The organism is Vibrio sp. 2-Bac 85 (assembly GCF_037546705.1).
Classification (GTDB): domain Bacteria; phylum Pseudomonadota; class Gammaproteobacteria; order Enterobacterales; family Psychromonadaceae; genus Psychromonas.
The window spans coordinates 1-26,908 of sequence record NZ_JALAAB010000020.1; the positions used below are offsets into that span (position 1 = coordinate 1).

At 37.9% G+C, this 26,908-nt stretch carries 26 protein-coding genes and 1 pseudogene; 11 read left to right on the forward strand and 16 right to left on the reverse strand.

The window, feature by feature from the left end:
- From MT390_RS16995 to MT390_RS17025, 7 genes and pseudogenes are all read right to left on the reverse strand, one after another.
- Positions 1–182: pseudogene (locus MT390_RS16995) on the reverse strand (IS66 family transposase); the annotation flags it as partial.
- Between the two features lie 91 nt (positions 183–273).
- Entirely contained in the window at positions 274–501 is a 228-nt protein-coding gene (locus MT390_RS17000) for a hypothetical protein (protein ID WP_499442298.1), read from the reverse strand.
- A gap of 322 nt (positions 502–823) precedes the next feature.
- Complete coding sequence (arsJ, locus tag MT390_RS17005; protein WP_499442300.1) at positions 824–2,050, reverse strand: organoarsenical effux MFS transporter ArsJ; 1,227 nt, start codon at positions 2,048–2,050, stop codon at positions 824–826.
- 46 nt (positions 2,051–2,096) lie between these two features.
- Complete coding sequence (locus tag MT390_RS17010; protein ID WP_166371988.1) at positions 2,097–3,098, reverse strand: ArsJ-associated glyceraldehyde-3-phosphate dehydrogenase; 1,002 nt, start codon at positions 3,096–3,098, stop codon at positions 2,097–2,099.
- Between the two features lie 175 nt (positions 3,099–3,273).
- Positions 3,274–3,597 (reverse strand): metalloregulator ArsR/SmtB family transcription factor, encoded by a 324-nt coding sequence (locus MT390_RS17015; protein WP_499442301.1) that lies wholly within the window; start codon positions 3,595–3,597, stop codon positions 3,274–3,276.
- A gap of 411 nt (positions 3,598–4,008) precedes the next feature.
- Positions 4,009–4,926, reverse strand: coding sequence for a hypothetical protein (locus tag MT390_RS17020; RefSeq protein ID WP_499442303.1), 918 nt, complete (start codon positions 4,924–4,926; stop codon positions 4,009–4,011).
- A 40-nt stretch (positions 4,927–4,966) separates the two neighbouring features.
- On the reverse strand, positions 4,967–5,422 hold the full coding sequence (locus tag MT390_RS17025; RefSeq protein ID WP_499442305.1) for a VOC family protein: 456 nt from the start codon (positions 5,420–5,422) through the stop codon (positions 4,967–4,969).
- 138 nt (positions 5,423–5,560) lie between these two features.
- Here MT390_RS17025 and MT390_RS17030 point away from each other — a divergent pair, with 138 nt between their 5' ends.
- Positions 5,561–6,166, forward strand: a complete 606-nt coding sequence (locus tag MT390_RS17030) for a TetR family transcriptional regulator (RefSeq protein WP_499442307.1) — start codon at positions 5,561–5,563, stop codon at positions 6,164–6,166.
- A 175-nt stretch (positions 6,167–6,341) separates the two neighbouring features.
- Here MT390_RS17030 and sixA read toward each other — a convergent pair whose 3' ends face one another.
- The gene (gene sixA, locus MT390_RS17035; protein ID WP_028867052.1) at positions 6,342–6,818 is read right to left on the reverse strand and encodes a phosphohistidine phosphatase SixA; all 477 of its coding nucleotides are present in this window, start codon (positions 6,816–6,818) and stop codon (positions 6,342–6,344) included.
- Between the two features lie 105 nt (positions 6,819–6,923).
- Positions 6,924–7,064, reverse strand: coding sequence for a TIGR02808 family protein (locus MT390_RS17040; protein ID WP_084296167.1), 141 nt, complete (start codon positions 7,062–7,064; stop codon positions 6,924–6,926).
- Between the two features lie 226 nt (positions 7,065–7,290).
- Between MT390_RS17040 and MT390_RS17045 the strand changes: the two genes are divergently transcribed.
- The 10 genes from MT390_RS17045 to MT390_RS17090 all read left to right on the forward strand — a co-directional run bounded on the left by MT390_RS17045 (position 7,291) and on the right by MT390_RS17090 (position 18,873).
- The gene (locus tag MT390_RS17045; RefSeq protein ID WP_166371983.1) at positions 7,291–8,250 is read left to right on the forward strand and encodes an AAA family ATPase; all 960 of its coding nucleotides are present in this window, start codon (positions 7,291–7,293) and stop codon (positions 8,248–8,250) included.
- Positions 8,250–9,191: a DUF58 domain-containing protein gene (locus tag MT390_RS17050; protein ID WP_028867054.1), complete on the forward strand. Its 942-nt coding sequence runs from the start codon at positions 8,250–8,252 to the stop codon at positions 9,189–9,191. The genes MT390_RS17045 and MT390_RS17050 overlap by 1 nt, the downstream gene beginning before the upstream one ends.
- On the forward strand, positions 9,175–9,690 hold the full coding sequence (locus MT390_RS17055) for a DUF4381 domain-containing protein (RefSeq protein WP_166371982.1): 516 nt from the start codon (positions 9,175–9,177) through the stop codon (positions 9,688–9,690). The genes MT390_RS17050 and MT390_RS17055 overlap by 17 nt, the downstream gene beginning before the upstream one ends.
- Positions 9,683–10,666: a VWA domain-containing protein gene (locus tag MT390_RS17060; RefSeq protein ID WP_499442310.1), complete on the forward strand. Its 984-nt coding sequence runs from the start codon at positions 9,683–9,685 to the stop codon at positions 10,664–10,666. The genes MT390_RS17055 and MT390_RS17060 overlap by 8 nt, the downstream gene beginning before the upstream one ends.
- Positions 10,656–12,686, forward strand: coding sequence for a vWA domain-containing protein (locus tag MT390_RS17065; RefSeq protein ID WP_499442312.1), 2,031 nt, complete (start codon positions 10,656–10,658; stop codon positions 12,684–12,686). Before MT390_RS17060 ends, MT390_RS17065 begins: the two co-directional genes overlap by 11 nt.
- Positions 12,686–14,443, forward strand: a complete 1,758-nt coding sequence (locus tag MT390_RS17070; protein ID WP_499442314.1) for a BatD family protein — start codon at positions 12,686–12,688, stop codon at positions 14,441–14,443. The genes MT390_RS17065 and MT390_RS17070 overlap by 1 nt, the downstream gene beginning before the upstream one ends.
- 328 nt (positions 14,444–14,771) lie before the next feature.
- Complete coding sequence (locus MT390_RS17075) at positions 14,772–15,785, forward strand: amino acid ABC transporter substrate-binding protein (protein ID WP_028867058.1); 1,014 nt, start codon at positions 14,772–14,774, stop codon at positions 15,783–15,785.
- A 64-nt stretch (positions 15,786–15,849) separates the two neighbouring features.
- On the forward strand, positions 15,850–17,034 hold the full coding sequence (locus MT390_RS17080; protein WP_499442316.1) for an amino acid ABC transporter permease: 1,185 nt from the start codon (positions 15,850–15,852) through the stop codon (positions 17,032–17,034).
- A 1-nt stretch (position 17,035) separates the two neighbouring features.
- Positions 17,036–18,115: an amino acid ABC transporter permease gene (locus MT390_RS17085; protein ID WP_499442318.1), complete on the forward strand. Its 1,080-nt coding sequence runs from the start codon at positions 17,036–17,038 to the stop codon at positions 18,113–18,115.
- 29 nt (positions 18,116–18,144) lie between these two features.
- Complete coding sequence (locus tag MT390_RS17090) at positions 18,145–18,873, forward strand: amino acid ABC transporter ATP-binding protein (protein WP_182690702.1); 729 nt, start codon at positions 18,145–18,147, stop codon at positions 18,871–18,873.
- 160 nt (positions 18,874–19,033) lie between these two features.
- Here the strand turns inward: MT390_RS17090 and add are convergent, their stop codons facing one another.
- The 7 genes from add to tal form a co-directional block, all read right to left on the reverse strand.
- Complete coding sequence (add, locus tag MT390_RS17095; protein WP_499442320.1) at positions 19,034–20,035, reverse strand: adenosine deaminase; 1,002 nt, start codon at positions 20,033–20,035, stop codon at positions 19,034–19,036.
- Positions 20,036–20,661: 626 nt separating this feature from the next.
- Positions 20,662–21,492 carry a nucleoside-specific channel-forming Tsx family protein gene (locus MT390_RS17100; protein ID WP_499442322.1) on the reverse strand — a complete coding sequence of 277 codons (831 nt, stop codon included), beginning with the start codon at positions 21,490–21,492 and terminating at the stop codon, positions 20,662–20,664.
- A gap of 173 nt (positions 21,493–21,665) precedes the next feature.
- Complete coding sequence (gene deoD, locus MT390_RS17105; RefSeq protein WP_028867064.1) at positions 21,666–22,376, reverse strand: purine-nucleoside phosphorylase; 711 nt, start codon at positions 22,374–22,376, stop codon at positions 21,666–21,668.
- A 16-nt stretch (positions 22,377–22,392) separates the two neighbouring features.
- On the reverse strand, positions 22,393–23,640 hold the full coding sequence (locus MT390_RS17110; protein WP_028867065.1) for a phosphopentomutase: 1,248 nt from the start codon (positions 23,638–23,640) through the stop codon (positions 22,393–22,395).
- Positions 23,640–24,413 carry a deoxyribose-phosphate aldolase gene (deoC, locus tag MT390_RS17115; protein ID WP_499442325.1) on the reverse strand — a complete coding sequence of 258 codons (774 nt, stop codon included), beginning with the start codon at positions 24,411–24,413 and terminating at the stop codon, positions 23,640–23,642. The genes MT390_RS17110 and deoC overlap by 1 nt, the downstream gene beginning before the upstream one ends.
- Positions 24,414–24,535: 122 nt before the next feature.
- The gene (locus tag MT390_RS17120; RefSeq protein ID WP_028867067.1) at positions 24,536–25,792 is read right to left on the reverse strand and encodes a NupC/NupG family nucleoside CNT transporter; all 1,257 of its coding nucleotides are present in this window, start codon (positions 25,790–25,792) and stop codon (positions 24,536–24,538) included.
- A gap of 157 nt (positions 25,793–25,949) precedes the next feature.
- Positions 25,950–26,900, reverse strand: coding sequence for a transaldolase (gene tal / locus MT390_RS17125; RefSeq protein WP_166371973.1), 951 nt, complete (start codon positions 26,898–26,900; stop codon positions 25,950–25,952).
- Positions 26,901–26,908: the final 8 nt, after the last annotated feature.

Genomic DNA, 26,908 nt, shown 5'->3' on the forward strand with positions numbered 1-26,908 from the left:
GCACTTGATGGTGGCTTACTACTATTACGACTGTTGAGGCCGAGACGCTGACAAAGCAAATTAACGATAAGCAGTAATAAATCTAACGTTGTACGCATAGAAGGCGATAATGTTTTATCGGCTTCTATCTGTTGTTTTATCTTTTCGACATTACTCTCAATATCGAGACCACTTACTTTCATTTTGCCTCATCATAAGAATAGGAAGAAAGTAGTTAGAGTAACGACTAAAAAGGATCAATCAAGTTGATCCTTTTTGATCTTCTATAAATTATCAAAAATGTGAATTAAGTGCTGAGTAGTTACTTTTATTTTTACTATTACCTTTTGATTTCCCCCTTTTCTTCTTGTCTGACTCAGGAGGGATAACTTCAAAATATTCATTCATCTCAGATTCAGTTTTGGCACTTGCAGATAAATATTTAGCAAGCAAGTCAGCCTTTCGTTCGCCACTCAAATCTAATTTATCTAGGTTTATAGTGAACTGTTTCACCAACTTCATTATTTACACCAGATTGTTTAAGCACATAACATCGTAACTAAGCAGAACCACTCTATCTATCAGGTGGATAGAAAACATCTACTTGTTACTTAAATTTGATTTAACCATAACAATAAAAAACAATTAATCAATTAGTTAAATTACTTATACTAACTATTCATCATGAAAATAGATAAATAAATCCTATATTAATGCAGGAAATGCGGGATCAATATACTTTGTCGTTTAAAGTTAATAGAAACATTCATTTCACGATTTAATGCAGATAATAAAAAGCACTAACAATAGCGCTTTTGTTTACTTCTCATTGATTCATTAAATTCTACTGTTTATTGCTCGACTCCGGCAGCTTCAATGAAATGATGCTAGTGATCACCAAGAACGCAAATGCAATCCATAAACATGCGGCAAAACCGTAGGCTTGGTAAACCCACCCAGATAATACGGTTCCTACTAAGCGCCCCATGGCATTTGCCATATAGTAAAAACCTACATCTAATGACACGCCATCTTGTTTTGCATAGCTGATGATTAAGTAGGAATGTAAAGATGAGTTAATGGCGAAGATTGCACCAAAGATTAATAAACCCACGATTATCAGTGTCTGCACTTGCCATTCAAGTTGAATACCTGCTGCTAATGCACCAGTCACAACTGCTAATAATGCACACCATAACATGGCATGTTTACCGCCTGGCGCTGAGCCTTCTTTAGCAAAGAACGCAGTGATCTTAGGCGCAAATCCTTGCACGATGCCGTAGGCAATCACCCAAGCAGCCAAGAAACCACCAACGATTGAATGTGACCAACCAAAGATACTCGCTAAGTAGATAGGCAGAGCCACTACAAACCAGACATCACGTGAAGCAAACAAGAATAATCGCGCCGCTGACAATATGTTCACGGGGCCTGATTTGGAGAACATCTGGCTAAATTTTGGTTTAGTTTTTGCCTTGCCTAAGTCCCCTTCTAGGAACAATAAACTCATTACAAAAACCACCGCTAATACACCCGCCATGATCGTCAAGGCCACTTGGAATCCCACCAGCGTTAACAGTAAACCACCAATGAAAAAACCCGCGCCTTTTAATGCATTTTTGGAACCAGTTAATACAGCAACCCAATGATAAAGTTTACCTTGTTGGTTATTAGGAATGAGGGTTTTGATGGAACTTTTGGCACTCATCTTATTCAGATCTTTAGCAATCCCCGACAAGGCTTGCGCCATCATCACCCAAGGAATAGTTAACCATTCACTGGGGACGGTAAGTAGCAATAATGCAAAAACTTGCATACCTAAACCGATATTCATGGTGCGGTTTAAACCTACCCTTGCACCTAACCAACCGCCAACAAGGTTAGTCACCACACCAAAGATTTCATAAAATAAAAACAATAAAGCGATATTTAATGGGCTGTAACCCAGTTGATAAAAGTACAGCACCACTAACATGCGCAATGCACCATCGGTGATAGTAAAGTTCCAGTAATTAAACGTTACCAAAAGGTACTGTCTTAAGGATTTATCAAGCTTTAAAAACCACTTCATTGCTACTATTCCTAATGCTCACTTGTAATTAAGTCGTTTAAGTCGTTTAAGCTAAAGCGACTTTTTTCATTAACTCAGCGGTACGCGTTGCATAACCCATTTCGTTATCGTACCAAGCGTAGATTTTTAACATACGCTTACCAATTAACATGGTAGATAATCCATCAACAATGGTTGAGCGTTGGTCACCTCGGTAATCAATTGACACTAACGGACGCATTTCAAACCCTAAAATACCTGCTAGTTCACCGTCAGCCGCTTCTGCTAATAACTGATTAACTTCTTCCACCGTAGTATCGCGCGCCACTTCAAAAACGATATCGGTTAATGAGGCATTAGCTAAGGGAACACGTACTGCGTGACCATTTATTTTATCTTTTAATTCTGGAAATATTTCTACAATCGCTTTCGCTGACCCCGTTGTGGTTGGGATCAAACTCATGCCACAGGCACGGGCACGACGTAGATCTTTATGCGGTGCATCAAGAATGGTTTGAGTGTTAGTTAAATCATGAATAGTCGTAAATGCGGCGTTGCTGATACCAATTTTTTCATGAATAACTTTAACAATCGGCGCCAAGCAGTTAGTAGTACATGACGCAGCGGTAACAATTTTATGTAACTGCGGATCAAAAACATGGTCATTCACACCCACAACAATATTTGCGATGTCAGGATGCTTAACCGGTGCAGATACCACCACACGTTTGACACCTTGTTGAATGTATTTATCTAATAATGCTTTATCTCGATTCACGCCCGTTGCCTCAATCACGACATCACAAGCAGACCAATCCACAGCATCGATTTCACCCTGTTGTGTCACCGCAATCGATTTACCCGCAACTTGCATGGTATTTTTGGTACAAGCCACCTCATGCTTCCAGCGCCCTTGTACTGAATCGAACTCTAATAGATGCGCTAATGTTGCGGCATCACCTGCGACATCATTGATTAGTACAAATTCTACTTCAGGCCAATCAAATGCTGCACGCATTGCTAAACGACCGATACGTCCGAATCCATTTATACCTACTTTAATTGTCATTACATTTCTCACTTTTATAAATTAAGCTTTTATTAGTATTCTTGAATTCAAATAATAAGCTTTCGTTAGCATTAATTGTTTTAGACCAAGCCTGAGTTCGGTGTTTTTCAAGACAGTTAACACAGGCGTTACCGATTAAGTTTTTAATTATTTTTTAGTAACTAACTTGTTTTAGCTATTTGTTCCCAAGTTGAAATTTTTCAATATCTTGTTGATATTCTGCTTTCAAACAATTGGATGCGGTTAATCCACTAATGACTTTACGCATCCATCCTGGCAACTCTGAATTCACTTTGTAATACACCCACTGCCCTTCACGTTGATCAAGTAACACACCTGACTGTCGTAAAATAGCGAGGTGCCTTGAAATTTTGGGCTGGCTTTGTTCCAGCGCGATACATAATTCACCGACACTCACGCGATCTTCACGCGCAATTAAAATCAAACAACGTAAACGTGTTTCATCTGATAACATTTTGAAAAATTGGTTAGGCAACATAACTACATCCACATATACGAATATCCATATATATTAAATTAATTGAATAATATTTCAACGAAAAAATTAAGAAAATAATTTCAGAAATAATAAACGTGAAATATTTTTTAATATCATAAAGATACGTTTCAGCTGAGATGAAGCTGTTTTTCAGATCGAATGGTATGGGGGTTCTATGACAGAAATATGAATTAATATTGTAACTACTCAGGCCGTCACTATTTAAGCCTATTTCTTCGTTGAAAAATGCTCATTTAAACCACTAAACTGCGCTTTTTCGCCTTGAACTAAGCATAAATAGCTTAGCCCTGAGCATTTACGTTTTTATTTTGGTAAAAAGCACTCAGTTTTAATGGGTGCTGAGTAATTACTTAATATTTTAACCAAATAGGAGGTAATAAAACATCACGATTAAATAACTCGATACGCCAAGCTATCGGTTAATTTTTCTATTTTAATAGGAGTAAAACAAAGTGTGCGTGCTGTTTTTTGTTGCGTATTCACTTGAATACTTTGTAGGCTTTGCTCTGACCACAAAATTTCACTTGATACCGTTATTTGATAGGCATGACCTTGCTGCCAATCGCAAAATAATAAACTCGCAATAGGATTTTCTAACAAATTACCTAAGGTATTAAAAAAACCATTACCAACGTAATCAGGCACTAATAACTGTCCTTTTTCATTAATGGTAATGAAACCAGCCACACCACCACGATGAGAAATATCAACACCTCGATTATTTAATGCTTGTCCATCATCAAAGCGGCTGGCAATAAAAAAGGCATCTGCATTAATTATCAATTCTTGAATGTTTTGCGTTAGCGATACGGTCGAACTAGTTAATTTAGCATCATAATGTGGATTCGTTACCAGTATTTTAAGTTGAATATATTTAGGACAATTGCCGTAGCTTTGTAATACCTTAACTTGAATATTTTTTTGGTTGATATCGGTAATTATCACGTTGAGTCGGTTGCGCCTTTTACTGATAAACTCAATCCCCAACAACCCAACCCTATCACCCACATTAAGATGATTATTATTAAAATCATTAAGCGAATATTGTGTATTGATCTGCAAGGTGGTTTCACTGGATGAAGTTATAAAGCCGGGTTCACCAAATAATAGGCTGGCGCGAGTTTCTGACTTTGAATCACTATAACCGATATATATCATCGATAGAGATTGAAAAAAATCACGATGTTGTTGTGGCATAAATTCTCGAATAAACTTAGGGCCAACTTCTGCCATTTTTTGCGCTGTACCCGCACGTTTTTGTACCGACAATTCACCTTGATGCCAGCTATTGACCACTAGTTTATTCATTTGATTAGCTCACTTATAATTAGATTTTTTTGTTAACTTATTATTCACTAATAAGTTCAAGTCTAATGCCACCTGGGATCAAACACATCATGTGTTGAAAAGGTGAAGCACCTAAGGCTTCTGGTGCAAATTCAATCTCAACATTATCGAGTTTAGTCAGGTTTTGATAAACGGCTTGTAACTGATCGATAGTGCTAACTTTCAAGGCAAAATGGTGCAGACCTACATTTTTTGTGCGGTCAAATTCCACTCTATTATCTGCATCTTTAATCTGCCATAACGTCAACATCACCGTACCATCAGAGATAAAAATAGCTGGGTAGTCAGGTTTTTCACCGACCTGTTTAAAATTTAATTGCTCAATGAAAAAGCTGGCCACCTCTTTAATATTGGTAACGCTCAGACCAAGATGGTGAAGACCTAAAGTAGTAATAGCCGTTACATCGCTGTTTGTAGTTGTGTTTGATGCTGTGTTTGATGATGAAGTAGTGCACATAATGAAGCCCTTTTAGTTTTATAAATTAGAGTGAACAAATCTGTTCACTCACTATAGGTGAACAGAACTGTTTACGTCAAGTTTAAATTGGTTATACTTACTAAAAATAAAATGGTGGTCTAAAGGACAAGCGATAATATGCAACCAAGAAAACAACATTTGATCGAAACTGCGCTGACTCTGTTTAATCAATATGGCTACCATGCAACGGGTATTGATTTGATTTTAGCGGAATCAGGGGTTTCCAAAGCAACCCTATACAAACATTTTCGCAGTAAAGAAGCGTTAATTTTAGCTGCTCTGCAACTTCGTCATGAGCAAGTGATTACAAGACTTCAAGCGACCATTGATAACAATACTAAAACACAGTTAAAGCATGACTTAACGGACCAAAAATCGATAAAAAACGCATCAACTAATGCGGCAACGAATAAAGCAGATAGTGAAAAACTATTGGCTATTTTTGATGATTTAAATGATTGGTTTAACAGTGAAACGTTCTTTGGATGTAACTTTATTAATGTCAGTGCGGAATATGCCGATCCTAATCATCCAATCAATCTATTTGCGGCAAAACATAAACAAGCGATTGTAGATGTCATCTATACACAATTAGCAGAACAAGAAAGTCACAAAGCGGATCAAATAGGTTTATTAATTGAAGGGGCTATTGTGATGGCTCACACGCGGGGTATCAAACAATCAGCCTTGCTCGCAAAAGAGATGGCTAGACAATTGATTTAATGCTTTAAGGTTTAGTATTTAGTATTTAGTATTTAGTATTTAGTATTTAGTATTTAGTATTTAGGGCATTTGAAACCGAGCAAATCTATTGATTGGAATAATAACAACTTACCATCTCAGCAACACACTTTTAGGGCTGAGACAGTTGTTATTCATTACTCTTGTTTGAGCAATCTTAATCGCTTATTTGAGGAACCGTTGTCAAACTCAATAACTCGGCAAAACCATCTTCATCACTCAAAGAAAGGTGTCCAACCGCTGACGTTGAAAAAGCAGGTACGCCAGCCGCAGGTGCAAGTTCCCCTACAATGTAACCCACTAAAGGTAGGTGAGAAATAATCATCACTGACTTCACCCCTTGCGCTTGCATTGCTAATAACTCATCCACTGTTTTACGGGCGCTGCCGCTAGGGGTCAAACAAGGCAATACTTGAATGTTAGTAACACCTTCAAAAAATGGGCTTACAGACTCCCAAGTTTGCTGCGCTCTAACATAGGGACTGACTAATACGGCATCTAGTGACACATCCTGTTCCACTAAATATTTAGCCATTAATTCAGACTCTAAACGACCGATATCGGTCAAATTACGCTCAGCATCTGAATAAGCCATCATCTCTGCCTGTCCGTGGCGCATTATATATATCTGCATAAACTTATTTCTCCTGAGCAAAAAAAAGCCCCATTACATTAAATGGAGCTTAAGCATTATAAACAATTGATAGCTATCTTTATAGGTAGCATTAACATGCTTTGATTAATCTTCGACAGGTGTATCACCTGAGATTTTTAAAATAGCAACAGCACCTATAAATACAGCAACAAAACCAGCCACAAAAATAGTTGGCATAGCCATATAACCTAGTACATGCCAAATGATTGATTCTAATTGACTCATAGCGGTTCCCTTAAATAATTAATGAATAAAGTAATACAATCAATATAGCCTAAATAAAACAATAAAAGTCTTTTTTCAGCAAAGCTTTTGATCTATTACAATATTTTTAAGTACTTTAAAGAAATAATTGTAACTTATTGTTTATAAGGATTGAACTTTTGGGTCTTGAACTTGCCCTTTATAGGCAGTATATTTTCCTCAAAATAAATTAATGAAGATACTCACAATGGCAAAACAACAATTAAATCAATTACGTCACTATTTAAATCAAATGATATTAGGGCAAAGCGAGTTAGTTGATAGCTTATTAATTGCCTTATTAGCCGATGGACATATTTTAGTTGAAAGCCCACCTGGTTTAGCAAAAACACGTGCTATCAATGCATTATCTGATGGTATTGAAGGTGACTTCCACCGTATTCAATTTACCCCCGACTTATTACCTTCTGATGTCACAGGTACTGATATTTTTCGTCAGGAAACGGGTCAATTTATTTTTGAAAAAGGTCCCATTTTTCATAACCTGATCTTAGCTGATGAAATTAACCGAGCACCGGCTAAAGTACAATCTGCATTACTTGAAGCAATGGCAGAACGGCAGGTAACAGTTGGTAAAACAACCTATCCGTTACCGGAGCTATTTTTAGTGATGGCAACACAGAATCCGCTTGAGCAGGAAGGCACTTACCCCTTACCTGAAGCACAATTAGATCGTTTTATTATGCATATTCAACTGGATTATCCGGATGCACAAACCGAACGCGCGATTCTACAGTTGAACCAAAAAGAGATTTTGAAAGAGAAAGTAGCGGAAGTTACTCCCCTATTAAATGAACAAATTTTTGCCATGCGTGAAGAGGTCATGAAAGTGAGTATTGCTCCGCACCTAGAGCAATATCTGATTGATTTAATTATTGCAACGCGCCAGCCAGCTCGTTTTGGTGAGCAGTTAGCACAATGGATAAGCTATGGTGCGAGCCCGCGTGCAACACTGGCTTTAATGCGTACCGCCAAAGCACGCGCTTGGTTAAATGACCGTGATTATGTAATGCCAGAAGATATCATTAGTAACTTGTATCCAGTGTTACGCCATCGTCTTATTTTAAGTTATGAAGCTGAAGCACAAGGTGTCAGTGCCAATCAAGTTATTCAAGAAATCATTAATCAGGTGGCTATTGCAGGATAATGGATAATAACGTGCCCGCTATTTTTACTAATACGCCTTATACCACAGGGGTGGATGTGCAATTAACTGAATTGCTCAGTTATAAACAGCACGGTAAACTTTCGCTTAATGCCAAACGCTTACCGGCAACACGCCAACTCTCTGGTAATTATTTAGCGAATATTAAAGGCCGTGGTATGGAGTTTGCTGAAGTACGTCATTACCAACCTGGTGATGATGTACGTGCCATTGATTGGGCGGTAACCGCAAGAACAGGCAAAGCACACACTAAATTATTTCAAGAAGAAAAAGAACGCCCAGTTTTTTTATTAGTTGATGTTTCCGATAGTATGATTTTTGGCAGCCAATTAGTGTTCAAATCTGTACAAGCCTGCCATTTAGCCGCCCTATTAAGTTGGCAAGCCAAACAGCGAAATGACCGTTTGGGTGGGATTGTATTTAATCAACAACAGGTTGCAGAGCTAAAACCAACATCACGTAATAAAGGCTTAATGGCCTTTTTACATCAAAGCCAAACGTTATGTAAAAAAATAGCGTTTAAAACAGCGCAGCAACAATCACTTTTTTTACAGCTAAAACGACTATCTCATTTAGTACAAACCGGTAGCCAAGTTCATTTAATCAGTGACTTTTCTCAATTAGATTCAGCCTGTTATAAACTTATTAATTTAATGCGGCGGCATAATCAAGTCACCGTCTGGCAAATTAGTGACCCTCTTGAATCGCACTTACCCAAACAAGCGTTACAAGCGGGTTTAAAAATTAATTCAATCAAAGGCAGTGGTTTTTTACGTAATCAACGACAACAACAATCTTACCAAGAAGCTGCTAGTCAACGTCAGCAATTAATGGAAAATAATTTACTTAAGTATGGTATTGCACATTACCATATCAGTGCAGCAGTGCCATTATTGGAGCAATTTAATGCCTACGCCCAATAACCCATTTGAACAAATAATATTGCCTGTCGATGTGCCGTCTGCTTGGCCTCCAGCACCTATTTATTGGTTAATTTTGGTTGCGGTCATTGCCGTTAGCTGGTTAACGTTTTTTTTAGTTAAACGCTATATCAAAAAGAAAAGAATAGTGAAACAAGCCTTGGCATCATTGCAGCAATTACAAAAGGATAACGCCAGCTTTGCACAATTAAACCAATTATTAAAAGGCTTATGTTTACATTATTACCCTCGTGAACAAGTCGCATCGATTACTGGACAAGCATGGTTTAACTTTTTACAAGCACACCATACGCAACAAGGTGTTACTCTGTTCAATAATCAGGATGAGTTTTGCCGTCGTTTATATCAAGATAACTCCTCTTGTACTGAAAAGGATTTTCTCTCTGCCAAAAAATGGATACAAGCATTTCCAACACAGTTTAAAGCACGTCAAACGTTAGCTTTAAAAAATAAGCAGTTAGCAGGTAAAAAAGATGTTTGAATTTGTATACTGGTGGGTTTTTCTATTATTACCACTGCCTTTATTAGTCCGTTATTTTCTAAGCCCTAAAAAACAATCTTACACACAGGTATGGATCCCGCTTGCTGATGGTTTACAGCAACAAAAAACGACTAAAAGAAATCCTCTGATCAGTTTTATTATTCCTTGGTTGTTATGGTTTTTATTACTTGCCACCATCGCTAAACCTATTTGGTACGATCAACCTATCCGCATTCAACAACAAAGCCGCGATATGATTTTATCTTTGGATTTATCAGGCAGTATGGATGAAGTGGATATGCCATTAAATGGTAAAACGGTAAATCGTTTAACCTTAGTAAAATCAATCGTTAAAGACTTTGTTAAAGCACGACAAGGTGATCGTTTAGGGCTTATTTTGTTTGCCGACCATGCTTATTTACAGACTCCGTTAACCTTTGATGTGGAGACTGTTTCCACCATGGTAGATGAAACACAAATCGGCCTAGTAGGGAACCGTACCGCGATCGGAGAGTCGATCGCAATGGCCATTAAACGCTTTGTAGAAAATAAAAATGAACAACGTGTTTTAATATTACTGACCGATGGCGCAAATACAGCGGGTAAAATTAAACCGATTGCCGCAGCGCAACAAGCCGCTAAAAATAATATTAAAATATATACCATTGGTATTGGTGCCGATGAAATGATTAAGCGAGGTTTCTTTGGCAACCAACGTGTTAACCCTTCTGCGGACTTAGATGAAAAAACATTAACTAAGATTGCAACATTAACTAATGGGCAATACTTTAGAGCCAGAAACCAGGAAGACTTACAAAAAATTTACGATACGATTAACCAATTACAACCCGTAGATAGTGAGTTTTTAGAGTTTAGACCAGAGAAAAACTTGTTTTTTTGGCCTTTATCGTTGGCAATATTGATTTTATCAATGGTAATTATTTCATTAAAACTAAGAGGTGAAGATGAACTTTAATGACACCTTAGCCAGCACTTTTGGCCCATTAAGCTTTATTCGTCCTTATTGGCTAATTGGGTTAATCATTATCGCCGTCTATAGTTTATGGCGTTATCAGCGTAGTCAACATAAACAAACCGGTATTATTGCCAATCATTTAAGTGAACATTTGGTTACCTTGCCTGAAACCAGCAAAAATAATCGCCTAGTCATCACTATATTATCGGCCATTGCTTGTATTGCATTATCAGGGCCGAGCCTGCGTAGTGTTGAATTGCCTGTTTATGAAATACAAAAAGCACAAGTTATTGCACTCGATTTATCCTATTCGATGTATGCAACGGATATTAAACCTAACCGATTAAGCCGCGCTAAATACAAAGCAATCGAGCTATTAAAACAATGGTCGGAAGGTGAAAAAGGCCTGATTGCCTATGCTGGTGATGCTTTTACTATCACCCCTCTCACCATAGACAGTAATGCCATTATTAATCATATTCCGCACCTTTCACCGGAGTTAATGCCAGTTAAAGGTTCTCGACCTGACCTCGCGCTACAAAAAGCGATTTCATTACTCGAAAATGCCGGGTATCAACAGGGACAAATTGTCTTTATTAGTGACGGGTTTGATCAACAAAGTTTGAATAAAATGAAGGATCTCATTACAGGTACAAAATGGATGGTATCAGTATTAGCAATGGCTACACCTGCGGGGGCTGCGATCACATTACCTGATGGCAGCTTATTAAAAGATGATGCGGGTAATATCGTTATACCAAAACTAGAAGCAGATAAGCTTTATCCGATCGCTAATATGAGTGATGGTTTGTATTTAACTTTCGATGCTAAGGGACAAGAAATTCCTTTACTAGCGAATCATTATGACACCAATAAAGCAGTAAAAGAGAACCAGAAAAATTCTAAAAACATGGCTAGTAAACAATTGATTGATGATGGCTATTGGTTAAGTTTATTACTTTTACCCCTATTTTTATTGTTATTTAGGAAAGGTACTTTTTATGTTGCATTATTAGCGCTCACTTTGCCATTAACAACACCGAAAGTAGAAGCGTCAATATGGAAAAATAGTGAGCAGAATGCCTACCAGGCTTTGCAAGATGGCGACTATACGCAGGCCAGTGACAACTTTCACAATCCAGATTGGAGAGCCGCCGCACTATTCAAAGATAAACAATACAAACAAGCTGAAGCGATTTATTCAAAACAAATAACAGTAAATCCTAAAAATGCAACGACGCTTTATAATCTCGGTAATGCACAAGCGATGCAAAAAAAGTATCAACAAGCATTAGAAAGTTATCAGCAGGCATTAGCACTCCAGCCAGACTTTGCTAAAGCTAAAGCCAATAAAGAGGCAGTTGAGAAATTACTAGAGCAGCAAGAGCAAAAACAGCAACAGGATCAGCAGAACCAACAAGACCAGCAAGGTCAAAGCCAGCAAGATGAACAACAATCATCTGAGCAACAGAACCAACAAGACCAGCAAGGTCAAAGCCAGCAAGATGAACAACAATCATCTGAGCAGCAGAACCAACAAGACCAGCAAGGTCAAAGCCAGCAAGATGGGCAACAATCATCTGAGCAGCAGGATCAACAAAGTCAAAGCCAGCAAGATGGACAACAATCATCTGAGCAGCAGAACCAACAAGACCAGCAAGGTCAAAGCCAGCAAGATGAACAACAATCATCTGAGCAGCAGAACCAACAAGACCAGCAAGGTCAAAGCCAGCAAGATGAACAACAATCATCTGAGCAGCAAGAGCAACTGGCTCAGCAACAAGCGGAAATGAATGCAGCGGCACAGTCACAGCAGGATCAAGCCGCAGACCAGGAAGCCAATGCATTATCATCAACAAATGAAGAAGACGTTAATAAAGAGTATGAAGAATTACCGATTTGGTTAAAGAATATGCCCGATGATCCTTCTTTATTATTACGCAATAAAATGCAGCTTGAATATAGAAAGAGAGCCGCTAATAAACCTGTTTTACAAAAAAATAACGGAGAAATCTGGTAATGCCGTTTTTACATAAATGTTTAAGTGTGATCCTACTTTTAATTGCGATCAGCTCCTCTGCTTCTGCCGCGACACAAGCAACGGCATCAGTTAGTAATAATCAGGTTTTTCAGGGGGATACTTTTATTTTAACCATAGAAGTTAATGACACGGGATCAGAATATCAACTCGATACTAGTGCATTGACTGATGACTTTAAAGTAAGTGGCCCGTCTCGAAGTCAAAGCACTTCAATTATTAATGGTGATATTAATCGAAAAATCACATGGGTATTACGCTTACAGGCCAATAAAGTAGGTAATTTTACCATTCCTGCTCTAGCAATCGGTGATCTTTTAACCGACCCAATAACAATACAAGTTAAAGAAGCTGGTGAAGAACAACAATCTACCTCAGGCGACACTATCTTTATTGAAAACAGCGTCGATAAAACACAAGTTTATTTAGATCAACCTATTATTTTAGAAAGCAAAATTTATGTCTCTGAAAATATCGTCGATGGTGATGTACAAGCGCCAACATTAGCAGCTGCAAATATAGAGCGTATCAGTAATGATAACCAGCAAACACAAGTGATACTTAATGGACTTCGCTATAAGGTATTCACTTATCAATATCAGATAACGCCAACACAAGCCGGTGATGTGAGGATAACTTCCCCACTCTTGGTGGGCTCAATTCGTAAAAATGTCAATGTCAGCGATTGGCAAAATAGGATCATTTCACAACCTATTAATATACGAGGTAATAGCATTGCCATCACTGTAAAACCGATGCCGGCTAATTATCAAGGCGATTGGTTGATCAGCGAAGATGTACATTTAGTTGAAAATAATAACTTACAGGCAGCTTCTTATACCGTTGGCGACCCAATCACACGTAGCATTAGCTTACGAGTGGCATCAATTAGCGTCGACAAGATGCCTGAAATTAAACTTAACTATGACAGCTCCTTACGTTACTACCCTGATCAAGATGATTTAAAACAAGGAACGTTAAATGGTGTCTTATATAGTCAACGAACTATTACCCATGCGATTATTGCTGATAAAAGTGGCGAGCTAGTTTTACCTGAAATAAGAATTCCTTGGTGGAATAGTAAAACTGAACAACAAGAGTTTGCAACACTACCAGCGCAAACATTAACTATCAAAGCGGCATTACCAAACACCAATAATGGTCATCAGGGCAATGCCAGTAACGTTGTAAATAATGATGCAAGCACTCAGGGTGAACTCTCGGCAGCTTCACAATTAGCCAACAACGATGCACAAAACAAGCTCAATGAATATGTGGCTGAAAATGAACAATTAACAAAACGTTTATTGTTCTGGCAAATCAGTGCACTAATACTTTTAATTCTAGTTATTTCACTTTGTATCTATTTATACTTTGTAAAAACTAATAAACAATTAAAAGCAGTGGTTACCCCAAGTAATAACAATAAAACAGCAACACCCTACCAACAATTATTACAAGCTTGTGAGCAATCAACGCCGCAACAGGTTTATACCTATTTATTACGCTATTTTCAGTCACAACATGCTGATATTACGCAATTACAACAAATTACGGTATTTAGCCCATTGCCGGATGATCAAAAACAACAACTTAAAAGTAATTTGCAACAACTTGAGCTAGCTTGTTCAGGTAAAACGCACCAATGGGATGCAAAACAACTAATAAAGTTAATAAAAATGCACCAAAAAACAGCAAAAATACATAACAGCCACTCAATTAACACCCTCAACCCTTAACTTCAGTCAAAAATGAGCAGATTGTTCTTTTTTAATTTGCTCATAAATGACGTTTAAAACTCATTTTTCGTTAAAAAACAAACCGAAACATGACCTAAATCAAATAAATAGATAGACAAACCCTAATGAGGTAGAACCCTCGCATATGATGCAACTGTTCAATATACGGGATGGCGTTTTAATTACTCCTTTTTCGTATTATTAATGAGCATTCATCATAAAGTGGCATGTAAGTTGCTGTAATTACTTTATATGAATATCGTTTTTAGTGCGTACCCATATATTCATAGTTGATTTGACTATAATTTTAAGCCACAAGGAAAATACAATGAAAGTGACAAAATTAGCATTATTGGTTGGTCTTACTGCAGCAATCCCTTCTCTATCTCACGCTGACACATTACAAGATGTAATGGAAAAAGATGTTTTAAACTGTGGTGTATCGACAGGTATCCCAGGCTTCTCAGCAGCAGATTCTAAAGGTGTATGGAAAGGTATCGATGTTGACATGTGTCGCTCTGTTGCTAGTGCAGTATTAGGTGATGCAAGTAAAGTTAAATATATCCCACTGACAGCAAAAGAGCGTTTTACAGCACTACAAAGTGGTGAAATTGATCTGTTAGCACGTTCATCTACTTGGACAGCGACTCGTGATACATCACTAGGTTTAAACTTTGCTGGTGTTAACTATTATGATGGTCAAGGTTTCTTAATCAGTAAAAAACTAGGTGTAACATCGGCTAAAGAGCTAGATGGTGCAACGTTCTGTATTCAAGCAGGTACTACTTCTGAACTTAATCTAACTGATTACTTTAAGTCTAATGGCATGGAATACAAAGCCGTAACTTATGATACATCAGGTCAAACTATTGATGGTTTCAAAAAAGGTCGTTGTGATGCAGTAACATCAGATGCATCTCAGTTATACGGTTTGAAATTAAAAATGGATGATCCAAACACAGTAATGGTATTACCTGAAATCATTTCTAAAGAACCATTGGGTCCTGTTGTTCGTCAAGGTGATGATAATTGGTTCAACGTAGTACGTTGGAGCTTATTTGCAGCACTTGAAGCTGAAGAACTAGGTGTTACTTCTAGTAATGCAGAAGCAATGATGAAATCAGAAAACCCAAGTATCAAACGTTTATTAGGTACTACAGGTAACGCTGGTGAAAACCTAGGTCTTAAATCTGACTGGGCTTACCAAATTGTTAAACAAGTAGGTAACTACAGCGAAATGTTTGATAAAAATGTAGGTAAAGATTCTCCGCTAAATATTGACCGTGGTTTAAACAAACTATGGAACCAAGGCGGTCTAATGTACGCAATGCCAATTCGTTAATTTTAAACAGTCTCTTAGGGGGAGTTTACCTCCCCCTTTTCCCTAGCTGATTAAAAGGCACATTATGAACAACAAACAACTCCCAATAGACGGTAAAGGTTTCTTAAACAACCCCCAACACCGTGCAGTTTTCTTCCAAATTATTGCCTTAATCGCCGTCATTTTATGTGCATTTTATTTTGCTAATAATATGTTCGAGAATATTGAAAAGCGTGGCATAACAACTGGATTCTCTTTCTTAGATAACACCGCTGGTTTCGGGATCAGCCAAACTCTTACCAATTACGATGATGGTACATCGACTTACTTTGATGTATTTATTGTCGGTTTATTAAATACTTTATTAGTCTCTATTTTAGGCATTATTTTCGCTTCTATTCTGGGGTTATTAGTTGGTATTGGACGTTTATCAAACAATTTTTTGATTTCTAAACTATCACTTATCTATATAGAAACATTCCGTAATATTCCTATTCTATTACAAATTCTATTTTGGTATAACGTTGTACTAGCGGCATTACCTAGCCCACGTCAAAGTATGAATTACTTAGACAGTGTGTTCTTAAATAATCGTGGTTTATTAATACCAGAACCTATTTTTGAAAGTGGTAGTAGCGCTATTTTAATCTCGTTTATCATTGCTGTCGCAGCGGTTTTCTATCTGACTCGATGGTCAAGAAAACGCCACGATAAAACAGGTGAAGAATTCCCACTTATTAAAGTCTCTCTTGCTATTTTGATCCTAGCGCCAACATTAGTTTACTTTATTGTAGGCCAGCCTATTTCAGCTGTTTATCCTGAATTAAAAGGATTTAACTTTAGAGGTGGCCTAGCCATTATTCCTGAGTTATTAGCGCTTTTATTTGCACTAAGCATCTACACAGCAACTTATATCGCAGAAGCAGTTCGTGCCGGCATTGAAGCTGTGCCTAAAGGACAAAAAGAAGCGGCTAAAGCATTGGGTTTAAAAGATCATGTTATTTTATCAAAGGTTGTTTTACCACAGGCATTACGCGTGATCATTCCACCTGTGATTAATCAATTTTTAAACTTAACTAAAAACTCATCCTTAGCAACCGCGATTGGTTATCCTGAACTGGTCACATTATTCTCTGGAACAACATTAAACCAAGTCGGTCAAGCAATTGAAATAATACTCATGACCATGGCTGTTTACCTCACTATCAGTATTGTTATCTCACTGTTATTGAACTGGGTTAACGCCAAAATGGCTATAAAAGGACGTTAAAATGGCAACTTATACAATGAAAGAAGCCAAGCCTGCCCCTTCGGGAAGTAAAGGCATTATTTTTTGGTTAAAAACAAATCTATTCTCGGATGTAAGAAATAGCTTATTAAGTTTGGTTGGTCTGTACCTTATTTACGTCACCATTCCTCCGCTGTTAAATTGGATGATATTTGATGCAACTTGGAGCGGAACACAGGATGAAGTGGTTAATTCAGGTGCACGATGGATATTTATCATCGAGAAATTCGATCAATTTATTTATGGTTTTTACCCTGAACATTTACATTGGCGCCCTAACCTAGTTGCAGTGCTATGCGTTGCATTCTTAATCGCATTAAAAGTATTAAAAAATAACAAATCTAAAATAGTGCTGATGTTGCTATTCCCTTTTGTTTGTTTCATTTTAATTAGTGGTGGATGGTTTGGTCTAGAAACAGTTGAAACAGAAAAATGGGGCGGTTTAATGCTAACCATTTTAGTTGCAGCCGTTGGTATTATCGCTTCGTTCCCTATAGGTATTGTATTAGCCCTAGGTCGTCAATCTGATATGCCTATTCTAAGAACCTTATGTATTGGTTTTATTGAATTTGTACGTGGTGTTCCGCTGATCACTATTCTATTCATGGCTTCAGTGGTATTACCGTTATTTTTTCATGATGGTATTGAGTTTGATAAGTTACTGCGCGCTTTAATAGGGATCACGCTATTCCAAGCGGCTTATATTGCAGAAGTGGTACGTGGTGGTTTACAGGCGATACCAAAAGGTCAATACGAAGCAAGTGAAGCACTAGGTCTTAGCTACTGGCAGGGAATGATTTTAATCATTCTTCCGCAGGCTTTAAAAATATCTATTCCTAATCTAGTGGGTTCGTTTATCTCGTTATTTAAAGATACTACCCTTGTTTTAATCATCGGTTTGTTCGACATTCTTGCCATGGTAACACTGACTAACAGTGATACTAATTGGCTAGGCTACGAAGTAGAAGGCTATGTTTTTGTAACCCTTATTTACTGGGTATGCTGTTTTACTATGTCACAATATTCAAAATCGATTGAACGCAAATTTAACACCGAGCATTAAAAGGAAACGTCATGTCAGACCAAGAATTTATGATAACAATGAAGGACGTCAACAAGTGGTATGGTGATTTCCATGTACTAAAAGATGTAAATCTAAATATTAAAAAAGGCGAGAAAGTCGTTATCTGTGGCCCATCGGGCTCAGGTAAATCAACCACTATCCGTTGTTTGAATCACCTTGAGAAATTTCAACAAGGCCAAATTCATATTAATGGAACAGAGCTGATTGATGATGTGAAGATCGTACGTCACATTCGCGCACAAGTGGGCATGGTGTTCCAACACTTTAATTTATTTCCACACCTTTCAGTGTTAGAGAACTTATTGATTGCACCAACTTGGGTACACAAAAAGCCTCGTAAAGAAGCCATCGAAACAGCGATGTATTACCTTGAGCGTGTGAAAATTGCGGATCAAGCACATAAGTACCCTAACCAGCTATCAGGTGGACAACAACAACGTGTAGCGATTGCACGTTGTCTATGTATTAATCCTGAAATCATGTTATTTGATGAACCAACGTCAGCACTGGATCCCGAAATGGTATCGGAAGTATTAGACGTAATGGTGGAGTTAGCTGACGAAGGTATCACGATGATTTGTGTAACCCATGAAATGGGCTTTGCGAAGAAAGTAGCAGATCGCGTCATCTTTATGGATGCTGGACAAGTAATTGAAGAGAATGAACCGCATCAGTTCTTTGATAACCCACAATCTGACCGACTTAAGCTATTCTTAGATCAAATACTTTCACACTAATCTACTTAGGGCTGTTGATGTTTCTGGTTTAAACAAAACAATCAACAGTCCTCATAAACCTTAGTATTTTACAGAACCAAAAAAGGGCTAATTACTTAGCCCTTTTTTATATTTTTTATATTCTAACTTCAACTAAAAAGAATGAAAGTATCTCAATAAATTAGCGTTTTTCAGCAATGTCACGTAAAGCTTGTTTCTCTTGTGCTGATAAAAATGACATTTCTAAACCATTAATTTGCGCTTGTTTAATTTGTGCTAATGACAGCCCTGCTTGTATTGCAGCTACTTCGTATTCATAAGGTAATTCGATACCTTCAACTGCAGGATCATCAGTGTTTAATGACGCCATTACACCGTGATTTAAAAAAGTTTTAATAGGATGATTAGTAATATCGGCAATAGTACTGGTTTGTAAGTTAGAAGTAATACAAGACTCGATACCAATCTTATTCGCTGCAAGATAATCCATTAACTTCATATCTTCGATAGCTTTAACGCCATGCCCAATACGTTCCGCACCTAACTCTTTAATCGCCTGCCACATGCTTTCTGCACCAGCAGCTTCTCCAGCATGCACAGTGACGCGTAAACCTGCATCCCTCACCTGCTTAAAGTGATTAACAAACAGGTCACCTGGTTTACCTAATTCATCACCAGCAAGGTCTACTGCAACCAACTTATCTTTCTGGCTAAGTAAGCCGTCTAGTTCTATTTGACATGCTTCAGTACCATATGAACGGCTCATAATACCAATTAAATTGGTTTTTACATTGAAGTCTCGACTACCTGCAGCAACACCAGCAACGACAGCTTCAACCACACCTTGTACCGGTAAATTGTGTTTTAACGCCATGTAATAAGGTGAAAAACGCAATTCAGTGTAATCAATCTGCGCATTTTTAGCATCTTCGACATTTTCATAGGCCACTTGATAACAAGCTTCTAAATCGCCCAGCACTGCCACGCCCCAATCTAGTTTTGATAAGAAAGCAACTAAGTTAGGCTCAGCTTCAATGACTTGCACAAAGGGACGCAATGTATCAATTGTTGTTGCAGGTAAAGCAAGATTAAATTTTTGGCCTAATTCTAAAATGGTTTCAATACGAATGTTGCCATCTAAATGGCGATGTATATCAGTAAGCGGTAAGTTTTTAGTGATCATATTCATTCCTCTGTATTTGAAACCATGATAAAAAATTAAACCACCTTAAAATGCAATTTCCGAGGTTACAAATTAAAGTGGTTTAGTAAATGTAGTATAAAGAATGTGGTTATTTTTTGTCATCATAAAATCCGACTAAATGTCACTTTTTAAACTAAACTTAAACCCTATTAACATAATGTGTTGGCAGGATGTAATTAGCACAGGCAGAACATATTTCGAATAATAACGCACTATTGTAATTTTTATGCCCGTTGTCGTTAAAAGCGAGTATAAATTTCTATTTACCCCTTAGCTCTTCATTTTTATGCACTTATTATTTGAACCTAAGCTTAACAACAAATAACCGCACTTTTGATTATTTTGGCTAATAACAATTTCAGCCTTAAATTTATGTCCTCTGCTTGATATTCGTTCAATTAGTTAATGAAACAGGCATCAAGAAGTGAATAATTAAATGATTTGAGTGTGAATAGCTAAATGATTTGAAAATAGGTTTAAGTCTATTTACAAATAATTCAGAGGTTAATATCGGGGTTTTGTGAAATGAATTGCAGGATAAAAGACTATCCTGCAATTATTTAGATTGGCTACATGTTATTTAGATGCACTCAAAAAAGTGATGCTTAGAACTTGTAAGTAGCAGCAAAGTAATGACCAAATCCAGTTGTTTTGCCTGCAAAACCATCGTCTTTAAGACCATAAACATCTTTAAATGCTTTCAAGCCATAACCTAGAGCAAAATTATCTGAATGCCAGTAAATACCATTAAACATTACACCGCCATTATCTGTTTTAAGTCCAGAATTACTATCATCAACTCCAAATTGATAATCGATATAACCTTGGTACGAAATGAATGAACCATTTTCAAAGAAGTGGAAAGGTTTAAACCAGTTAGTAGAAACTTGGAAACCATCCCAATCCTTTTCATTTAAGTCGTATAAACTGTAAACATTTAAACCGACTTTACCTAACCAAGGTACCATTACATCAGAGCCAAGTCCCACAAAAGCATTATTTGTAGTTGTGCTTTCATTACAATTATTTCCATCTGAGTCACATACAGTTGCACCACCGCCACCCCAATTAAATAAAGTAGCTATGTATAATTCTTTAACAGGGCCAAACGATAAATCTGTACCAGTTAAACCATCTAGTGAAATACGAGGTGCAAATTTAATAAAAATTCTATCTTTTCCATCTTTATCAGAAGAGTCACTACTAGTTAAGTTGAATACATCAGCATAACCATAATAATCTAAGATTCCAGAACGGCCACCAAACTCAAGCTCAAGATAGTCATGGTCTGATTCACCTGGAAGTTCATTAACGGCATACATTAAATTGCCTTGCATCCAGTTATAATCATTTTTATGCGTATCGCCATCGGTATAATCGGCTGCAAACGTTGGCATTGCTGCTGCTAAGCTAAGAGCAAGTATTGTTTTTTTCATTGTAAAGTTCCTTTTATTAAGTAAAACAAACCCTAGACATGATAATTCACGTCCAAAAATAGGCTATTTTTTATGACTATCATCCATAACGTCACATTGGATGATGGCTAAAATTCCTGCCGCTTAGGGAGGACCATAAGCATTAAATGGCAGGAATTTTTAGATGTACTTTTTTATTCTGCAACCACAGAATCAAGCGCTATTAACAACATTTCATTAAAGCTTGTTTGACGATCATCTGAAGACAGTTTTTCGCCAGTACGGATATGATCCGATACGGTTAAAATACATAGTGCTTTTGCACCGTATTCAGCTGCCACGCCGTATAGACCAGCCGCTTCCATTTCTACGCCTAAAATATTGTATTTTTCTAACGTATCAAACACTTCAGGCTCAGGTGTATAGAAAGTATCAGCAGAGAAAATGTTACCCACTTGCGCTTTAATACCGTGCGCTTTTGCTGAGTTCACAGCTTTTTCTAGTAGGCTGTAATCTGCAATAGCAGCAAAATCATGATTAGCAAAACGGATACGGTTTGCTTTTGAATCTGTTGATGCACCCATACCAATGATCACATCACGGACTTTAATGTCTTTGCTTACTGCGCCACAACTACCTACACGGATAATGCTTTTAACGCCATAATCCTTGATCAATTCAGTAGCATAAATTGAACATGATGGGATACCCATACCGCTGCCCATAACTGAAATGCGTTTGCCTTTGTAAGTACCAGTAAAACCAAGCATATTACGAACATCCGTCACTTGCACAACGTCTTCTAAAAAGGTCTCTGCAATGTATTTAGCTCGTAAAGGGTCGCCTGGCATTAATACTGTTTCTGCAAATGCGCCGTCGACTGCGTTAATATGTGGTGTTGCCATGTTAATTCTCCAATAATTATTTAAAAATACTTTTACCGTATTCAAGATCTGGTAATTGATGATATTCCGCGATTGTTTGTCCGATATCAGCAAAGGTGTCACGCAAACCGACTGGGCCTGCAGGTACATTTTTACCGTAGAAGATGACCGGAATATGTTCACGAGTGTGGTCAGAACCAGGCCAAGTTGGGTCACAACCATGGTCTGCTGATAACACTAATAGGTCGTCGTCATCCATCAACTCAAGCATTTCTGGTAAACGAGTATCAAAATACTCAAGCGCTGCGGCATAACCTGCCACATCACGACGATGACCAAAATCCGCATCAAAATTTACAAAATTTGTAAATATAATGGTTTCTTTATCTGCGTCTTTTAGCGATTGTAAAGTGGTATCAAATAATGCTTCTAGACCCGTTGCTTTAATCGCTTGGGTAATACCTTGGGTTGCAAAGATATCCGAAATCTTACCAATACTGACCACTTCTCCACCGGCATTTTTCATGCGATCTAACAAGGTTTCAGAAGGTGGTAATACCGAGTAATCATGACGATTACCAGTACGCGCAAAATTGCCCGGTGCGGTGCCTAAAAATGGACGCGCAATCACTCGGCCAATGTTGTAAGGCTCTAATAGCTCACGTGCAATTTCACATAGCTCATACAAACGCTCAACACCGTAGGTTTCTTCATGACAGGCAATCTGAAAAACACTATCACTTGATGTATAGAAAATCGGCTTACCGGTTTTCATGTGCTCTTCGCCTAATTCATCTAAAATAACCGTACCTGATGAATGGCAATTTCCTAGGTAACCAGAAATGCCTGAACGTTCAACAATTGCATCTAATAGTTCTTTCGGGAAACTATTTTTCTTGTCTTTAAAGTATCCCCATTCGTACAAAACAGGTGCGCCAGTAATTTCCCAGTGACCACTTGGCGTATCTTTACCCGTAGAGATTTCCTGTGCGTAACCATACGCAGAGACAGGAACAACAGTTTCGTCGAGTTCTAGTGGGAACTCGCCTGAACTATCTCGGCAAGCATGTGCTAGGCCTAATTTAGTTAGGTTAGGTACCACTAACGGACCCTTGCGATTTATATCTGCTTGACCTGTTGCACAAAGTTTGGCAATACTGCCAAATGTATTTGCACCCACATCATTAAAAGTAGTGCCATCGGCTAAGCTGCCTTCAAATTGGTCTGCATCGTGGCTTGCGCCTATACCTAAAGAATCAAGTAATAGAATAATGGTGCGTTTCATTAGTAACCTCCAGTTTCAGCGGGTTTAGTCGCTAAATTTAATTCCGCTAATAAGCTTCCTAAAAGGCTTGAAGCCCCAAAACGGAAATGCTCTGTGTTCACCCAATCGTCACCCATAATATCTCGGGCTAATTGCATGTAATCATTTGCAGTTTGTGCATCTTTCACACCACCTGCGGCTTTAAAGCCAATATCCTTGCCTGACTTTTTAATTGCTTCAATCATTACTCTTGTTGCTTCTAATGTTGCGTTGACTGGTACTTTACCCGTTGATGTTTTAATAAAGTCAGCGCCTGCATTAATACAAATTGAACTTGCTTGCTCAATTAACTCGGCAGTTTTTAACTCACCGCTTTCAATAATCACTTTTAAAGTGACTTGCTCGCCGCAAACTTCTCGGCAGGCTTTAACCATTTTTTCTCCAACCGTAGCGTTGCCCGCTATTAATGCTCGGTATGGAAATACTAAATCCACTTCATCAGCGCCATAGGCGACAGCGGCTTTAGTTTCAGCGACAGCAATGTCGATATCGTCATTACCGTGTGGGAAATTTGTGACTGTTGCGATTTTAATATCGCCAGTTTTTTGTGCTTGTAATGTTTTACGTGCAATCGGAATAAAGCGTGGGTAAATACAAACAGCAGCAGTGTTACCTGCAGCACTCTGTGCTTGTTTGCATAGCGTAATCACTTTTTGATCCGTGTCGTCATCATTCAGTGTGGTTAAATCCATCAAATGAATTGCTTGTCGCGATGCTTGTTGTAAATCACTCATTAAAAAATCCTTTGATTTCATTTTATGGGTCATTAAGTTGTATCGTGTTTATTGATACTACCTAAAGGTTAAATAACTGAGGGCTCATTAAGAGCACCTCAGTGCTTATTTAAATATGTAGGTTATGCAACGCTTAGTGCGAAGAAAATACCTACTAGAGTTGCACTCATTAAGTTAGATAATGTACCAGCCATTACCGCTTTTAAGCCTAAACGTGCGATATCAGGGCGACGTGAAGGTGCTAATACACCCAGACCACCTAATAAAATAGCCATTGACGATAAGTTAGCAAAACCACATAACGCAACAGTAATAATTACTTGTGTATGTTCGCTTAATGCTTCTTTAACATTTATAAAGTCGATGTAAGCAACAAACTCATTAACTACTAATTTCTGACCTAGTAAGCTACCTGCAACAACAGCTTCAGACCATGGCACACCAATTAAGAAAGCGATTGGAGCAAATAAGTAACCTAGAATTTGTTCAAGTGTTAATGCCTCAAAACCAACAACATCACCAAACGCACCTAACATAGTATTAATTAATGCAATTAATGCGATGAAAGCGATTAACATTGCACCTACATTTAGTGCTAGTTTAAGACCAGATGATGCACCTGAAGCAGCAGCATCAATAACGTTAACAGGTTTGTCTTCATCTTCAACCAATGCGAGTTCTTCGGCAGTAAGCTCTTTGGCTAGTTCTGTTTCTGGCTCTAAAATTTTAGCCATTAACAGACCACCAGGAGCGGCCATGAATGATGCAGCGATTAAGTACTCAAGGCTAACACCTAAAGATGCATAACCTACCAATACAGAACCAGCAACCGACGCCAAACCACCACACATTACGGCAAACAATTCAGAACGAGTCATATGTTTAATGTAAGGTTTAACCACTAATGGTGCTTCAGTTTGCCCAACAAAAACGTTCGCAGCAGCTGACATTGACTCAGTACGACTTGTGCCTAGTAATTTTTGTAGCGCGCCACCAAAGATTTTGATAATGAATTGCATTACACCTAGGTAATACAAAACCGCCATGAATGAAGCAAAGAAGATAATGATAGGAAGTACTCTAAAGGCAAAGACAAAACCGCCACCGCCAAATACTTCAAACATCTTACCTGATACAAGACCACCAAATAGGAAGCTTACCCCTGCATTAGCACTATCGATAACACCTTGAACTGCGCCAGAGATACCCTGCAGGAATGATGCACCCCACGGAGTAAAAATAACGAAAGCTGGAATGATTGCTTGTATTGCAAAAGCCCCACCCACAGTTCGAATATTAATTGATTTTTTATTCTTAGAAAAAAGAAAAGCAATTAAAAGAAGGGATATAACTCCCACTAGACCCATAATTATGTGCATATATTTACTCCATTCATTTATGTCAATTAGACTGAAGAATAACTCTACAGTCATCTCCCTCTGATATCCTGGCCAACCCAGGCATGTATAATCCGAAAAATTCGAATTTGTGCGGTTTGTTACCTATTGAGAACAAACCTAATTTGTTACACCTCGATTATAGTTTATCCATAATCATGGTTTCTAATTTATTCTGGTCAATCGCAAAGTTGCGAATACCTTCGGCTAATTTCTCAACCGCCATAGGATCTTGATGATGAGCCCATAAAAACTCAGATTCTGTTAATGCACTTGGTGCTGCTTTAACTTCCGTAGTTGCGATTAATTTTGTTTCAACTTCACCATCAGTATCACGTAATTCTTGTAATAATTGCGGGCTAATCGTTAAACGGTCACAACCGGCTAGCTCTAGTATTTCACCGACATTTCTAAAACTTGCACCCATTACCACTGTGTTATAACCATGTTCTTTGTAATAGTTATAAATAGACGTTACAGAGATCACACCAGGGTCTTCACTAGGTTCAAAATCAACACCTTGCTTTGCTTTGTACCAATCCATAATACGGCCAACAAAAGGTGAAATTAAAAACACCTCGGCTTCAGCGCAAGCCTGTGCTTGAGCGAATGAAAAAAGCAGCGTGAGGTTACAGTTTATCCCTTCTTTTTCAAGTATTTTAGCTGCTTGAATACCATTCCAAGTTGCCGCTAGCTTGATTAAAATACGATCATTGCTTATTCCTGCATCATTATACATTTTCACTAACTGACGAGCCTTTGCTAAACTTGCTTCAGTATCGTAAGAAAGACGCGCATCTACTTCTGTAGAAATTCGACCAGGAATTGTTTTTAAAATCTCTTTACCAATATTGACCGCTAACATGTCACAGGCAACTTCTACTTGTTGTTGTTTGTTATCACCCTGCTTTTTAGCATATTCAATCGCATCTGCGATTAATGGTGCATAGGCTTCAATAGTCGCAGCTTTTAATATCAGAGATGGGTTCGTTGTAGCATCTTCAGGTTGGTACTGTTTGATTGCTTCAATATCACCTGTATCTGCAACAACTGTTGTCACTTGGCGTAATTGCTCTAATTTATTTTGCATGTTTATTC

What these genes read in the sequence shown, in the direction of transcription:
- MT390_RS17025 (WP_499442305.1), bottom strand. Translation starts at nt 5,422, where the DNA reads ATGTGCACTACTTCATCATCAAACACAGCATCAAACACAACTACAAAC.
- MT390_RS17080 (WP_499442316.1), top strand. Translation starts at nt 15,850, where the DNA reads ATGAACAACAAACAACTCCCAATAGACGGTAAAGGTTTCTTAAACAAC.
- MT390_RS17045 (WP_166371983.1), top strand. Translation starts at nt 7,291, where the DNA reads ATGGCAAAACAACAATTAAATCAATTACGTCACTATTTAAATCAAATG.
- MT390_RS17120 (WP_028867067.1), bottom strand. Translation starts at nt 25,792, where the DNA reads ATGCACATAATTATGGGTCTAGTGGGAGTTATATCCCTTCTTTTAATT.
- MT390_RS17050 (WP_028867054.1), top strand. Translation starts at nt 8,250, where the DNA reads ATGGATAATAACGTGCCCGCTATTTTTACTAATACGCCTTATACCACA.
- MT390_RS17100 (WP_499442322.1), bottom strand. Translation starts at nt 21,492, where the DNA reads ATGAAAAAAACAATACTTGCTCTTAGCTTAGCAGCAGCAATGCCAACG.
- MT390_RS17110 (WP_028867065.1), bottom strand. Translation starts at nt 23,640, where the DNA reads ATGAAACGCACCATTATTCTATTACTTGATTCTTTAGGTATAGGCGCA.
- arsJ (WP_499442300.1), bottom strand. Translation starts at nt 2,050, where the DNA reads ATGAAGTGGTTTTTAAAGCTTGATAAATCCTTAAGACAGTACCTTTTG.
- MT390_RS17010 (WP_166371988.1), bottom strand. Translation starts at nt 3,098, where the DNA reads ATGACAATTAAAGTAGGTATAAATGGATTCGGACGTATCGGTCGTTTA.
- MT390_RS17060 (WP_499442310.1), top strand. Translation starts at nt 9,683, where the DNA reads ATGTTTGAATTTGTATACTGGTGGGTTTTTCTATTATTACCACTGCCT.
- tal (WP_166371973.1), bottom strand. Translation starts at nt 26,900, where the DNA reads ATGCAAAATAAATTAGAGCAATTACGCCAAGTGACAACAGTTGTTGCA.
- MT390_RS17040 (WP_084296167.1), bottom strand. Translation starts at nt 7,064, where the DNA reads ATGAGTCAATTAGAATCAATCATTTGGCATGTACTAGGTTATATGGCT.
- sixA (WP_028867052.1), bottom strand. Translation starts at nt 6,818, where the DNA reads ATGCAGATATATATAATGCGCCACGGACAGGCAGAGATGATGGCTTAT.
- MT390_RS17065 (WP_499442312.1), top strand. Translation starts at nt 10,656, where the DNA reads ATGAACTTTAATGACACCTTAGCCAGCACTTTTGGCCCATTAAGCTTT.
- MT390_RS17055 (WP_166371982.1), top strand. Translation starts at nt 9,175, where the DNA reads ATGCCTACGCCCAATAACCCATTTGAACAAATAATATTGCCTGTCGAT.
- MT390_RS17075 (WP_028867058.1), top strand. Translation starts at nt 14,772, where the DNA reads ATGAAAGTGACAAAATTAGCATTATTGGTTGGTCTTACTGCAGCAATC.
- MT390_RS17000 (WP_499442298.1), bottom strand. Translation starts at nt 501, where the DNA reads ATGAAGTTGGTGAAACAGTTCACTATAAACCTAGATAAATTAGATTTG.
- deoD (WP_028867064.1), bottom strand. Translation starts at nt 22,376, where the DNA reads ATGGCAACACCACATATTAACGCAGTCGACGGCGCATTTGCAGAAACA.
- MT390_RS17070 (WP_499442314.1), top strand. Translation starts at nt 12,686, where the DNA reads ATGCCGTTTTTACATAAATGTTTAAGTGTGATCCTACTTTTAATTGCG.
- MT390_RS17090 (WP_182690702.1), top strand. Translation starts at nt 18,145, where the DNA reads ATGATAACAATGAAGGACGTCAACAAGTGGTATGGTGATTTCCATGTA.
- deoC (WP_499442325.1), bottom strand. Translation starts at nt 24,413, where the DNA reads ATGAGTGATTTACAACAAGCATCGCGACAAGCAATTCATTTGATGGAT.
- MT390_RS17030 (WP_499442307.1), top strand. Translation starts at nt 5,561, where the DNA reads ATGCAACCAAGAAAACAACATTTGATCGAAACTGCGCTGACTCTGTTT.
- MT390_RS17085 (WP_499442318.1), top strand. Translation starts at nt 17,036, where the DNA reads ATGGCAACTTATACAATGAAAGAAGCCAAGCCTGCCCCTTCGGGAAGT.
- MT390_RS17015 (WP_499442301.1), bottom strand. Translation starts at nt 3,597, where the DNA reads ATGTTGCCTAACCAATTTTTCAAAATGTTATCAGATGAAACACGTTTA.
- add (WP_499442320.1), bottom strand. Translation starts at nt 20,035, where the DNA reads ATGATCACTAAAAACTTACCGCTTACTGATATACATCGCCATTTAGAT.
- MT390_RS17020 (WP_499442303.1), bottom strand. Translation starts at nt 4,926, where the DNA reads ATGAATAAACTAGTGGTCAATAGCTGGCATCAAGGTGAATTGTCGGTA.